The 12,394-nt window shown below is 61.4% G+C and carries 10 protein-coding genes; 4 read left to right on the forward strand and 6 right to left on the reverse strand.

Annotated features, from left to right (window positions below):
• Positions 1–169: 169 nt before the first annotated feature.
• The 3 genes from AD665_RS14290 to algW all read right to left on the reverse strand — a co-directional run bounded on the left by AD665_RS14290 (position 170) and on the right by algW (position 4,420).
• On the reverse strand, positions 170–889 hold the full coding sequence (locus tag AD665_RS14290) for a DUF4198 domain-containing protein (protein ID WP_024777499.1): 720 nt from the start codon (positions 887–889) through the stop codon (positions 170–172).
• A gap of 14 nt (positions 890–903) precedes the next feature.
• Positions 904–3,009, reverse strand: coding sequence for a TonB-dependent siderophore receptor (locus AD665_RS14295; RefSeq protein ID WP_053192529.1), 2,106 nt, complete (start codon positions 3,007–3,009; stop codon positions 904–906).
• 250 nt (positions 3,010–3,259) lie between these two features.
• The gene (algW, locus tag AD665_RS14300) at positions 3,260–4,420 is read right to left on the reverse strand and encodes a Do family serine endopeptidase AlgW (protein ID WP_024777501.1); all 1,161 of its coding nucleotides are present in this window, start codon (positions 4,418–4,420) and stop codon (positions 3,260–3,262) included.
• A gap of 104 nt (positions 4,421–4,524) precedes the next feature.
• Here algW and AD665_RS14305 point away from each other — a divergent pair, with 104 nt between their 5' ends.
• The 3 genes from AD665_RS14305 (at position 4,525) to cysN (ending at position 8,297) form a co-directional block, all read left to right on the forward strand.
• A complete protein-coding gene (locus AD665_RS14305; protein WP_024777502.1) occupies positions 4,525–5,283 on the forward strand; it encodes a Nif3-like dinuclear metal center hexameric protein in 759 nt (252 codons plus the stop codon).
• 188 nt (positions 5,284–5,471) lie between these two features.
• The gene (cysD, locus tag AD665_RS14310; RefSeq protein WP_024777503.1) at positions 5,472–6,389 is read left to right on the forward strand and encodes a sulfate adenylyltransferase subunit CysD; all 918 of its coding nucleotides are present in this window, start codon (positions 5,472–5,474) and stop codon (positions 6,387–6,389) included.
• A gap of 9 nt (positions 6,390–6,398) precedes the next feature.
• Entirely contained in the window at positions 6,399–8,297 is a 1,899-nt protein-coding gene (gene cysN / locus AD665_RS14315) for a sulfate adenylyltransferase subunit CysN (RefSeq protein WP_024777504.1), read from the forward strand.
• Between the two features lie 172 nt (positions 8,298–8,469).
• Here cysN and AD665_RS14320 read toward each other — a convergent pair whose 3' ends face one another.
• Genes AD665_RS14320 through AD665_RS26905 form a run of 3 tightly spaced genes read right to left on the reverse strand, consistent with a single transcriptional unit; the run spans position 8,470 to position 11,874 of the window.
• The gene (locus tag AD665_RS14320; protein ID WP_024777505.1) at positions 8,470–9,375 is read right to left on the reverse strand and encodes an acyltransferase; all 906 of its coding nucleotides are present in this window, start codon (positions 9,373–9,375) and stop codon (positions 8,470–8,472) included.
• Complete coding sequence (gene pta, locus AD665_RS14325; protein WP_024777506.1) at positions 9,376–11,475, reverse strand: phosphate acetyltransferase; 2,100 nt, start codon at positions 11,473–11,475, stop codon at positions 9,376–9,378. It lies immediately after the preceding gene.
• A gap of 60 nt (positions 11,476–11,535) precedes the next feature.
• Positions 11,536–11,874 (reverse strand): DUF3565 domain-containing protein, encoded by a 339-nt coding sequence (locus tag AD665_RS26905; RefSeq protein ID WP_080686207.1) that lies wholly within the window; start codon positions 11,872–11,874, stop codon positions 11,536–11,538.
• Between AD665_RS26905 and AD665_RS14330 the strand changes: the two genes are divergently transcribed.
• Complete coding sequence (locus AD665_RS14330) at positions 11,843–12,328, forward strand: FKBP-type peptidyl-prolyl cis-trans isomerase (RefSeq protein WP_024777507.1); 486 nt, start codon at positions 11,843–11,845, stop codon at positions 12,326–12,328. The genes AD665_RS26905 and AD665_RS14330 overlap by 32 nt on opposite strands.
• Positions 12,329–12,394: the final 66 nt, after the last annotated feature.

The raw sequence follows: 12,394 nt of genomic DNA on the forward strand, positions 1-12,394 counted from the left end.
GCCTTGCTCCCACAGTGGTTTCCGGCGTTCACGAAATTGGCGTTTCATCGCGGGGCCCCTGTGGGGCTTGCCCGCGAAGGCGGTCTGACATTCAAAATGACTATCGACTGACACTACGCTATCGCGAGCAAGCTCGCTCCCACAGGTGTGTTCTGTGCATTCAGATGCTTTATTCGTGATGCGGCTCGCCAAGGAACGTCAGCGAAGTAAACACACCACGCGTCGCCACGTCCTTGTCATCCTTGAGCGGGATTTCCATCTGCGCGGCGATGACGTTCAAACCTTCATTGCGCACCAGCACCTGGGCCCGACCGTCGGCGTCGGTTTCAGTGGCGACGGTGTTCGGCGCGCTGCGGTAATCGCCCACCAGTTTTACCCCGGCCGCAGGCTTGCCATCCAGCAGGACCCGCACCGGCAATGATTGGCCGGGACCTATGGTCAGCGGATCGACGTCCGGCAGGATCACGAACCTGATCGGCTCCAGCTTCGGCAGCTTCGCTCCGGGCTCGTAGATTGCCAGGCTGTATTTGAAGGTGTGGGTCGACTCGATCGCGCCGGGCACCTTGCTGCGGCCTTCGTTGATCCACTTCTTGTCAGCGGTCTGGGACCACATGCCATTGTCCAGCGCCACCGCGAGCACGGCCGGCGGCTTGAGCGGTTGCAGGCGGGCGTGGTCGGGTAGGCGTTGCACCGTGACCGGGATCATCTTGCCGCCCAGGTCATAGGCCCAGGCCCCGCTGATTTTCTGGGCCTTGAAGGCATTGTCCTCGGCGCCGTGGCCGTAGATCACTTCAATGTTGCCGCGCCGTTGTTCGGTCCACAAACCATGGGCCGAGGCTTGTGTCGCCAGGAACAGGCCGAGAAGGGCGAGTGTCTTGGGGTGTTTCATGCCGATTTTCCTTTTTACAGATCGAGGGTGAGACTGACGGTGAAGTTGCGCGGCTCGCCGGGATTGACCCAGTAGTTGCTGTAGGAGCGCTCGTAGTATTTTTCGTCGAAGACGTTGTTCAGGTTCAGGCCCACGGTGACGTTATCGCTGGCCTTGTAATGAGCCAGCAGATCCACGGTGTGGTAGGCCGGCAGCTCGAAGTCCTTGCCGGCTTCGCCCGAACGATCCCCCACGTAAGTGAACGCCGCGCCGACATCCGAGCCGCGCAGGTGCCCGTCCTGGAATTCATAGACGCCCAGCAGACTGCCGCTACGCTTGGCAACGCCCAGGATCCGGCTGCCGGTGGGGATCTCTTTGTCACCTTCGGTCACTTCTGCATCGATGTAGGCAAAGGCCCCGATCACGCGGATGGCGTCGGTCAACTGACCGCTGACCTGCAGATCGATCCCCTGGCTACGGGCCTTGCCCATGGCGCGGTTGGTGTTGGTATCGGGGGCCAGCGCCAGGACGTTTTCCTTCTCTATATGGAACGCCGCCAGGGTGGTGCTCAGGCGATGGTCGAAGAGCTCGCTCTTGATCCCGGCTTCATAGCCAACGCCTTCCTCTGGATTGAAGGTCTTGCCGTCGGCGTCCAGGCCGTTGTTGGGCTTGAACGAGGTGGACGCGTTAGCGAACAACCCGACTTCAGGCGTCAGTTGGTACAGCAAGCCGGCCCGTTGTGTCAGGGCGTCGTGGCGTTGGTGGCTGATGAGCTGGGTAGTGTGATCATCGATACGCTGCTCGAAATGCTCGTAGCGCACACCGAACATGCCCCGCAGCTTTTCGGTGAAGACGATCTGGTCCTGGAGATTCAATGCACGGCTTTGGACATGCTCGAAGAAATCCGTGCCGGTGCGCAGCCCGTCGGGTTTGGGCTGGCCGTAGATGGGCTGATAGATGTTGATGGGATAGGCGCCGCCGTTGAGGGTGGTTACGCGCTCGTTCTTGCGGTAATCCTCGTACTCGCTGCCGATCAGCAGTTCGTGCTGCCACGGTCCCAGGTCCAGCAGGCCACGCAGTTCCAACTGGGTGATGCTGTCATGCCAATCGTTGTCGCGTTCGCGGTAACGGCGGTTGACGGTGTGACCATCGGCATTCAACGGACGCGCTTCAGAGGCGAAGCCCCAGAGTTCGCCTTGCTTGTAATGACTGGCCAGACGCAGTTGCCAGATGTCATTGAGCTGATGTTCGAGGGCGGCCTGGAGCATGTGGTTGTGGTTGTCGATGTCACCGTCATTGGGTTCGCCCAGGAAGGTCGAGCGGGACACGCCGCTCCAGCGGTTATTTGGCGCGACGATGCCCCGGTCGAGCGTCGAGCTGTGGCGTACGATTTCACTCTCGACCAACAGGCGTGTGTCGGGACTCGGTTGCCAACTGATGGAGGGCGCCACGAATACCCGCCGGCTGTCGACGTGATCGCGAAAGCTGTGCTTGTCCTCCACCGCCAGGTTCACCCTCGACAACAGGGTGCCTTCGGCGTCCAGTGGCGTATTGAGGTCCAGGGCGGTGCGGTAGCGGTCCCAACTGCCGGCGCTGGTTTGCAGGGTGGTGAAGGCTTCGGGCTGGGGTTTCTTGGTGACGATGTTGACCGTACCCCCTGGATCGCCGCGTCCATAGAGGCTGGCCGCCGGCCCCTTCAACACCTCGATGCGTTCGATGTTGGCGGCGTCCGGTGTGCTCGGATAGCCGCGGTTGGCGCTGAAGCCGTCCTTGTAGAACTCTGATGTCGTGAAGCCGCGCACACTGTATTCGTAGAGCGTCAGGCCGCCGAAGTTGTTCTGTTTCGATACGCCGCCGGCAAACTCCAGCGCCCGTTCGACGCTGGTGCTGCCCAGGTCCTTGAGGACGTCAGCCGGGATTACGCTGATCGATTGAGGAATATCCCGCAGGGCTGTGTCGGTTTTGGTCGCGCTGGCGGAGCGGGTGGCGCGATAACCTTTCACCGGTCCAGTGGGGGATTCGTAGTCGGATGTGACGCTGATGGCGTCCAGTTCCAGAGGCTGGGTTTCCTCGGCAAAGGCCGGGTCGCCCAGCAGACCCAAGGCCAGGCTGGCGAGGGAAATCTGTTTTAGAGATGACATGTTATGTTGTTCCAATTTGCGCAATTGAAACAATATAACACTACCGATGAGAATTTATGCTATCTGTGGCTTCTCGTTAAATTTTCAGACAGTCAGGCTTTTGTGGCGAGGGGATTTATCCCCGCTGGGCTGCGGAGCAGCCCCAACCCAGAGCACTCAATCTGTCTGACACGCCGAGTCAGCAGCTTTTAGGGCTGCTCCGCAGCCCAGCGGGGATAAATCCCCTCGCCACAAAGGGGAACTGTGTCGGTTACTGCTCTTCCTTGACCGCTACAGGCGCGGGCGGTGGGCGCAGGCCGATCTCCGCGGTGAGTTTGAGTTCCTTGCCGTTGCGCATCACCTGGATGGTGACTTTGTCGGTGGGCTTGATCCGCGCTACCTGGTTCATCGAGCGCCGGCCATCGCCGGCCGGTTCGCCGTCGATGCTCAGGATCACATCACCCAATTGCAGGCCGGCCTTCTGGGCCGGACCATCGCGGAAAATTCCCGCCACCACGATGCCAGGCCGTCCGGACAAACCGAAGGACTCTGCCAGCTCCTGGGTCAGCGGCTGCACTTCGATGCCCAGCCAGCCACGAATCACTTGGCCATGCTCGATGATGGACTTCATCACTTCCATCGCCAGTTTCACCGGGATGGCGAAACCGATGCCCTGGCTGCCGCCGGACTTGGAGAATATCGCCGTGTTGATCCCGGTGAGGTTGCCGTTCGCATCCACCAGCGCGCCGCCGGAGTTGCCGGGGTTGATCGCGGCATCGGTCTGGATGAAGTCTTCGTAGTTGTTCAAACCCAACTGGTTACGCCCGGTGGCACTGATGATGCCCATGGTCACGGTCTGGCCGACGCCGAAGGGGTTGCCGATGGCGAGGGCGACGTCACCGATGCGGATGCTGTCGGAGCGACCGATGGTAATCGCCGGCAGATTCTTGAGGTCGATCTTCAGTACCGCGAGGTCGGTTTCCGGGTCGCTGCCGATCACTCGGGCAAGGGTTTCGCGGCCATCCTTGAGGGCTACCACGATCTGGTCGGCACCGCTGGTGACGTGGTTGTTGGTCAGCAGATAGCCTTCCGGGCTCATGATCACGCCCGAACCCAGGCTCGATTCCATGCGCTTCTGCTTGGGCGAGTTATCGCCGAAGAAGCGCCGGAACTGCGGGTCCTCGAACAGCGGGTGGCTGGGTTTGTTGATGACTTTGGTGGTGTACAGGTTGACCACGGCCGGTGCGGCGATGGTCACCGCGTCGGCATAGGACACGGGCCCTTGTAGCAGCGCCTTGCTCTGCGGCGCCTGCTGCAGATTGACATCAAGGCTCGGCAGGCCAACCCATTCCGGGTAACGCTGGATAATCAGTAGTGCGACGAGCACGCCGGCCAACAGCGGCCAGCCGGAAAAACGCAGCGCCTTGAGCATCTATCATGTCCTACAAAAGTTGCAGGCGGAATGAGACCGCCCATAATGTCGCGCATTATACGAGGCCGCGCGCGCCTCGGAACCGGATATTTAGGAGTCTTTTCATGGCCGTAGCCCTGAGCACCCTGGTTGAAGAAGCAGACCGTTACCTGGCGAGCAGCCGGATTGCCGATTACTGCCCAAACGGCCTGCAGGTCGAAGGCGCGCCCCAGGTGATGCGCATCGTCAGTGGCGTGACCGCCAGCCAGGCGTTGCTCGACGCCGCCGTGGAAGCCGATGCCGACCTGGTGCTGGTGCATCACGGTTACTTCTGGAAGGGCGAGAACCCTTGCATCACTGGCATGAAGCAGCGTCGCCTGAAAACCCTGCTCAAGCACGATATCAGCCTGCTGGCCTACCATCTGCCGCTGGACCTGCACCCCGAGGTCGGCAACAACGTGCAGTTGGCCCGTCAACTGGACATCACCGTCGAAGGGCCATTGGACCCGGATAACCCCAAAGTCGTCGGCCTGGTCGGCTCCTTGTCCGAACCGATGACGCCTCGGGATTTTGCCCGCAAGGTCCAGGAGGTCATGGGACGCGAGCCGTTGCTGATCGAGGGGGAGCAGATGATCCGCCGGGTCGGCTGGTGCACCGGCGGCGGCCAGGGCTACATCGATCAGGCGGTGATGGCCGGGGTCGATCTGTACCTCAGTGGCGAAGCATCGGAACAGACTTTCCACAGCGCCCGGGAAAACGGCATCAGCTTCATTGCCGCCGGCCATCATGCGACCGAACGCTATGGCGTGCAGGCGCTGGGTGATTACCTGGCGCGACGCTTTGCCCTGGAACACATCTTCATCGATTGTCCGAATCCGATTTGAGTGGTGCTGAACCTTGTGGGAGCGGGCTTGCTCGCTCCCACAAAGGTCTCGCAAGACCCGAACGCCCAGGCATATCCATATGCTGTTTCGATCTAGTTGGCGCCCTGATTAGAAGAGGACGCTGTGCTAGGATTCTTCGCTCGAACACGGCCCGCTGGCCGTTCATAAGAATGTTTTCGTGAGTAGCCATGGTCGACAAACTGACGCATCTGAAACAGCTGGAGGCGGAAAGCATCCACATCATCCGCGAGGTGGCCGCCGAGTTCGACAACCCGGTGATGCTGTACTCCATCGGTAAAGACTCCGCCGTGATGCTGCACCTTGCACGCAAGGCGTTCTTCCCCGGCAAGCTGCCGTTTCCGGTGATGCACGTCGACACCCGCTGGAAATTCCAGGAAATGTACAAGTTCCGCGATCGCATGGTCGAGGAAATGGGCCTGGACCTGATCACTCACGTGAACCCGGACGGCGTGGCGCAAGGCATCAACCCGTTCACCCACGGCAGCGCCAAGCACACCGACATCATGAAGACCGAGGGCCTGAAGCAGGCCCTGGACAAGCATGGTTTCGACGCAGCGTTCGGCGGCGCCCGTCGCGATGAAGAGAAGTCCCGTGCCAAGGAGCGCGTCTATTCGTTCCGCGACAGCAAGCACCGCTGGGACCCGAAGAACCAGCGCCCGGAGCTGTGGAACGTCTACAACGGCAAGGTCAACAAGGGCGAGTCGATCCGCGTCTTCCCGTTGTCGAACTGGACCGAGCTGGACATCTGGCAGTACATCTACCTCGAAGGCATCCCGATTGTGCCGCTGTACTTCGCCGCCGAGCGCGAAGTGATCGAGAAGAACGGCACGCTGATCATGATCGACGACGAGCGCATCCTCGAACACCTGTCCGAGGAAGAGAAGGCCCGCATCGTCAAGAAGAAAGTGCGTTTCCGTACCCTTGGCTGCTACCCGTTGACGGGCGCGGTGGAGTCCGAGGCCGAGAGCCTGACGGACATCATTCAGGAAATGCTCCTGACGCGAACTTCCGAGCGCCAGGGCCGGGTCATCGACCACGATGGCGCAGGCTCGATGGAAGATAAAAAACGTCAAGGTTATTTCTAAGGGGCTGTCATGTCGCATCAATCTGATTTGATCAGCGAGGACATCCTCGCCTACCTGGGCCAGCACGAGCGCAAGGAGCTGTTGCGCTTTCTGACCTGCGGTAACGTCGACGACGGCAAGAGCACCCTGATCGGGCGCCTGCTGCACGACTCCAAGATGATCTACGAAGATCACCTGGAAGCCATCACCCGTGATTCGAAAAAAGTCGGCACCACCGGTGACGACATCGACCTGGCATTGCTGGTCGACGGCCTGCAGGCCGAGCGCGAGCAGGGCATCACCATTGATGTCGCGTATCGCTATTTCTCCACCGCCAAGCGCAAGTTCATCATCGCCGACACCCCCGGCCATGAGCAGTACACCCGTAACATGGCCACCGGTGCCTCCACCTGTGACCTGGCGATCATCCTGGTGGATGCCCGCTACGGCGTGCAGACCCAGACCCGTCGCCATAGCTTCATTGCTTCGTTGTTGGGCATCAAGCACATCGTCGTGGCCATCAACAAGATGGACCTCAAGGATTTCGACCAGGGTGTGTTCGAGTCGATCAAGGCCGACTACCTGAAGTTCGCCGAAGGCTTGAAGATGAAGCCTTCGAGCATGCACTTCGTGCCAATGTCTGCCCTCAAGGGCGACAACGTGGTGAACAAGTCCGAGCGTTCGCCGTGGTACACCGGCCAGTCGCTGATGGAAATCCTCGAAACCGTGGAAGTGGCGGGCGACCGCAACTTCACCGACCTGCGTTTCCCGGTGCAGTACGTCAACCGTCCGAACCTGAACTTCCGCGGTTTCGCCGGCACACTGGCCAGCGGCATCGTGCACAAGGGCGACGAAGTGGTGGTATTGCCATCGGGCAAGAGCAGCCGCGTCAAATCCATCGTCACCTTCGAAGGTGAGCTGGAGCAAGCCGGCCCGGGCCAGGCCGTGACCCTGACCATGGAAGACGAGATTGACATCTCCCGGGGCGACCTGTTGGTGCATGCCGACAACGTGCCTCCGGTCACCGACAGCTTCGAAGCGATGCTGGTGTGGATGGCCGAGGAGCCGATGCTGCCGGGCAAGAAATACGACATCAAGCGTGCGACCAGCTACGTGCCGGGCTCCATTGCCAGCATCGTCAACCGGGTCGATGTGAACACCCTCGAAGAGGGGCCGGCCAGCGCGTTGCAGCTCAACGAAATCGGCAAGGTGAAGATTGCCCTGGATGCGCCGATCGCCCTCGACGGTTACGAGAGCAACCGCACCACCGGCGCGTTCATCGTCATCGATCGCCTGACCAATGGCACCGTCGGCGCCGGCATGATCGTCGCCCAGCCGCTGGCTCACGGCAGCAGCACCCACCACGGCAAGCTCGCCCATGTGTCGGTGGAAGAGCGCACCCAGCGCTTCGGCCAGCAGCCGGCGACGGTGCTGTTCAGCGGTCTCTCGGGCGCCGGCAAGAGCACACTGGCTTACGCCGTGGAGCGCAAGCTGTTCGACATGGGCCGTGCGGTCTTCGTCCTCGACGGCCAGAACCTGCGCCATGACCTGAACAAGGGCTTGCCGCATGACCGTGCCGGGCGCACCGAGAATTGGCGCCGTGCGGCTCACGTTGCCCGTCAGTTCAACGAAGCCGGCCTGCTGACCCTGGCGGCATTCGTTGCACCGAGCGCCGAAGGGCGTGAGCAGGCCAAGGACCTGATCGGCAGGGAGCGTCTGTTGACGGTCTACGTCCAGGCCTCGCCGACGGTGTGTGCCCAGCGTGATCCGCAAGGGCTGTACGCCGCCGCCGGCGACAACATCCCGGGCGAGTCCTTCCCGTATGACGTGCCGCTGGACGCCGATCTGGTGGTCGACACCCAGTCGCTGACACTGGAAGAGAGTGTCAAGCAGGTGCTGGATCTGCTGCGCAGTCGCGGCGCGATCTAAGCACAAGCGGCAAACGAAAAGCCCGCCGATGAGTGATCATCGGCGGGCTTTTTTGTTGTCTGGAAGGACGCTATCGCGAGCAAGCTCGGCTCCCACAGGGATTGATGCGAACTGTTCACCAACAATCCCTGTGGGAGCCGAGCTTGCTCGCGATGAGGCCATTACAGACACCTCAAGTACCGGGATACTCGCAATGCATCTGCCCCAACAGCGCATCCTTGTCCTGCCACAACTGGTTGATCCAGCCCTGGAACTCCAGGCGATAGGCGCCGTCCTGGTCGTAGTTCTTCCCGATAAACTGCGGCGGGATAGGCAGTTCCTGGAAATGCACCACCACTTCGCCAACGTTACCGCAGAGCAGATCCCAATACCCCGGACGACCGCCGGGGTAGTGGATGGTGACGTTGATGATCGATTCCAACTGTTCACCCATTGCATCGAGCACAAACGCGATGCCGCCGGCCTTTGGCTTGAGCAGATAGCGAAACGGCGATTGCTGCTGGGCATGCTTGCCTTCGGTGAAGCGTGTGCCTTCGGCGAAGTTGAAAATGCCCACCGGGTTGTTGCGAAACTTCGCGCAGGTCTTGCGGGTGGTTTCCAGGTCCTTGCCTTTCTTTTCCGGGTGTTTCTCCAGATAGGCCTTGGAGTAGCGCTTCATGAACGGGAACCCCAGCGCCCACCAGGCCAGGCCGATCACCGGCACCCAGATCAACTCCTGCTTGAGAAAGAACTTCAGCGGGCGGACGCGGCGATTGAGCACGTACTGCAACACCATGATATCGACCCAGCTCTGGTGGTTGCTGGTGATCAGGTAGGAGTGTTGGTAATCCAGGCCCTTAAGGCCGCTGAGGTGCCAGCGGGTGCGGCGCAGCAGGTTCATCCAGGCTTTGTTGTTACTGATCCACGCTTCATGGATGTGGCTCATCAACCAGTCGGTGAAACGTTGAGCGGCGGGGAAGGGCAGCACGAGCTTGAAGATCGCCACGAGGAACAGCGGCGTGCAGCAGGCAATGGTATTGAGCGCCAACAGCAACGAGGCGATGACGCCTCGCACCGGGGCAGGCAGGAAATCCAGCATCTAAATGTCCAGGGGTCGGTTGGCGGCTTGGATCGCAGTGAGGGCGATGGTGTACACGATGTCATCGACCTGGGCGCCACGGGGGAGGTCGTTCACCGGTTTGCGCAGGCCCTGGAGCATCGGCCCGAGGCTGACGCAATCGGCACTGCGCTGGACGGCCTTGTGGGTGGTGTTGCCGGTGTTCAGGTCCGGGAAGATGAACACCGTCGCCCGCCCGGCCACCTGGCTGTTGGGCGCCAGTTGTCGTGCCACGGTTTCGTTGGCGGCGGCGTCGTACTGCAGCGGGCCGTCGATCAGCAAGCCATGCTGCGCCTCGTGGGCCAGCAAGGTAGCTTCGCGGACTTTTTCCACTTCCTCTCCGCTGGCCGATTCGCCGCTGGAATAGCTGAGCATGGCCACTCGTGGGGTGATGCCGAACGCGGCGGCAGAGTCGGCGCTTTGCAGGGCGATCTCCGCCAGCTCCGCAGCGCTGGGATGCGGATTCATCACGCAATCGCCATAGACCAGCACCTCTTCGGGAAACAGCATGAAGAACACCGACGACACCAGGGAGCAGCCCGGCGCCGTCTTGATCAGCTGCAGGGCCGGGCGGATGGTATTGGCGGTGGAGTGGACGACGCCGGACACCAGCCCGTCGACTTCGTCCAGCGCCAGCATCATCGTGCCGATCACCACAGTGTCTTCCAGTTGCTGCTCGGCCATCGGTGCATTCAGACTTTTGCTCTTGCGCAGCCGCACCATCGGCTCGACGTAACGCTCGCGGATCGAGTCCGGGTCGAGAATCTCCAGCCCCGGCGGCAGTTCGATGCCCTGGGCGCGGGCCACCGCCTCGACGTCGGCCGGTTTGGCCAGCAACACGCAGCGGGCGATGCCGCGGGCCTGGCAAATGGCGGCGGCCTGGACCGTCAGCGGTTCGCTGCCTTCCGGCAGGACGATGCGCTTGTTGGCGGCCTGGGCGCGCTGGATCAATTGATAGCGGAACACCGCCGGCGACAGGCGCATTTCCCGCGGCGTGCCGCAGCGCTGGTGCAGCCACTGGGCGTCCAGGTGGCTGGCGACGAAATCGGTGATGATCTCAGCGCGTTCGCGGTCGTCGATCGGGATTTCCTTGTTCAGGCTGTTGAGCAGGTTGGCGGTGTCATAGGAGCCCGTGCTCACTGACAACACCGGCAGGCCCGCCTGCAGCGCGCCGCGGCACAGTTCCATGATGCGTGGGTCGGGCAGGGTGTCGCTGGTCAACAATAGACCGGCCAGCGGTACACCGTTGATGGCGGCCAGGCTCACTGCCAGGATGATGTCGTCGCGATCGCCGGGTGTCACCACCAGCACGCCAGGCTTGAGCAGCTCCACGGTGTTGCGCATGGTGCGAGCGCAAATGATGATGTTGCTCATGCGTCGGCTTTCGTAATCGCCGGCATTGAGCACCTGGGCGCCCATCAAATCGGCTACGTCGCGGGTGCGCGGGGCGTTGAGTTCGGGCCGGAAGGGAATGCAGCCCAGCAGGCGGAAGTCGCCGCTGCGCAGCAAGGGCGAATGCTCCTTGAGCCGGGCGGAAAACGCTTCCATGCTTTCGTCGGTACGGACCTTGTTGAGGATCACGCCGAGGACCTTCGGATCTTTCGGCCCACCGAACAATTGCGCCTGCAACTCAACCCGCCCGGACAGCTCGGTCAGCACTTCGTTTTCCGGCGCCGACACCAGGATCACCTCGGCGTCCAGGCTCTTGGCCAGGTGCAGGTTGACCCGGGCGGCATAACTGGCGTTGCGGGTCGGGACCATGCCCTCGACCACCAGTACGTCCTTGCCGATGGCCGCCTGCTGGTAGAGGGTAATGATTTCTTCCAGCAGCTCATCGAGCTGGCCGTCGCCAAGCATGCGCTCGACGTGAGCCAGGCCCAGAGGCTGTGGCGGCTTGAGGCCGTGGGTGCGGGCCACCAGCTCGGTCGAACGTTCCGGGCCGGTGTCGCCGGGGTGGGGCTGGGCGATGGGTTTGAAAAAACCGACCTTCAGCCCGGCCCGCTCAAGGGTGCGCACCAGCCCGAGGCTGATGGAAGTCAGGCCCACACCAAAATCGGTGGGCGCGATAAAAAAAGTTTGCATGCGGATTCTCTAAGGGAGCATGGCAAAGGCGAGGCCTATGTATAGCCGTCTACCATCCATTCAGTCACCAAGATTATCGCTAACCGGCGCCTGAGCACACCAGCCGCAATCAAAGGGCTGGCCTATTTTTTCAATACGTTGCGTTGGATCCAGCACCCACGCCCGGGATTGCCACGGTGGCTGGTGGCGCAGGTGCTGGGTATGCCCACAGGACAGCTCCGCAACCCAGTGACCCTCCTCGTCCTGGTGCAAACCAATGACCGTCGGTCTGGGTGCGCAAGTCCGTTTGTCAGGGTTCCGTTCGCTTTCGGGCAAATCCTTGTTTAGACTTGTCCGTTCTTCATTCTTATGCAAAAGGTCTCGCCCCATGCTGATCGCCGCCAATAAGGCTGTCTCCATCGACTATACCCTGACCAACGACGCTGGTGAGGTCATCGACAGCTCTGCCGGCGGCGCTCCGCTGGTCTACCTGCATGGCGCAGGCAACATCATCCAGGGCCTGGAGAAAGCCCTGGAAGGTAAAACCACCGGTGACGAACTGAACGTGACCGTTGAACCGGAAGACGCCTACGGCGAATACTCCGCCGAACTGGTCAGCACCCTGAGTCGCAGCATGTTCGAAGGCGTGGACGAGCTGGAAGTGGGCATGCAGTTCCATGCGTCGGCGCCGGATGGCCAGATGCAGATCGTCACCATCCGCGACCTGGACGGCGACGACGTCACTGTTGACGGCAACCACCCACTGGCCGGTCAACGCCTGAACTTCAAGGTCAAGGTTGTCGACATCCGCGATGCCAGCCAGGAAGAAGTTGCCCATGGTCACGTCCATGGCGAAGGTGGTCATCACCACTGATTTCTGCGCTACGCTCAAGTGAACCGGAAAGGCGCCATGCGGCGCCTTTTTAGTCGGTTGCTCTCG

The organism is Pseudomonas corrugata (assembly GCF_001269905.1).
Taxonomy (GTDB): Bacteria; Pseudomonadota; Gammaproteobacteria; order Pseudomonadales; family Pseudomonadaceae; genus Aquipseudomonas; species Aquipseudomonas corrugata.

Excerpts from the sequence above, each read along its gene's own strand:
- AD665_RS14290 (WP_024777499.1), bottom strand. The coding sequence starts at position 889 with ATGAAACACCCCAAGACACTCGCCCTTCTCGGCCTGTTCCTGGCGACA.
- AD665_RS14330 (WP_024777507.1), top strand. The coding sequence starts at position 11,843 with ATGCTGATCGCCGCCAATAAGGCTGTCTCCATCGACTATACCCTGACC.
- AD665_RS14320 (WP_024777505.1), bottom strand. The coding sequence starts at position 9,375 with ATGCTGGATTTCCTGCCTGCCCCGGTGCGAGGCGTCATCGCCTCGTTG.
- pta (WP_024777506.1), bottom strand. The coding sequence starts at position 11,475 with ATGCAAACTTTTTTTATCGCGCCCACCGATTTTGGTGTGGGCCTGACT.
- AD665_RS14295 (WP_053192529.1), bottom strand. The coding sequence starts at position 3,009 with ATGTCATCTCTAAAACAGATTTCCCTCGCCAGCCTGGCCTTGGGTCTG.
- cysN (WP_024777504.1), top strand. The coding sequence starts at position 6,399 with ATGTCGCATCAATCTGATTTGATCAGCGAGGACATCCTCGCCTACCTG.
- AD665_RS14305 (WP_024777502.1), top strand. The coding sequence starts at position 4,525 with ATGGCCGTAGCCCTGAGCACCCTGGTTGAAGAAGCAGACCGTTACCTG.
- AD665_RS26905 (WP_080686207.1), bottom strand. The coding sequence starts at position 11,874 with ATGGAGACAGCCTTATTGGCGGCGATCAGCATGGGGCGAGACCTTTTG.
- algW (WP_024777501.1), bottom strand. The coding sequence starts at position 4,420 with ATGCTCAAGGCGCTGCGTTTTTCCGGCTGGCCGCTGTTGGCCGGCGTG.
- cysD (WP_024777503.1), top strand. The coding sequence starts at position 5,472 with ATGGTCGACAAACTGACGCATCTGAAACAGCTGGAGGCGGAAAGCATC.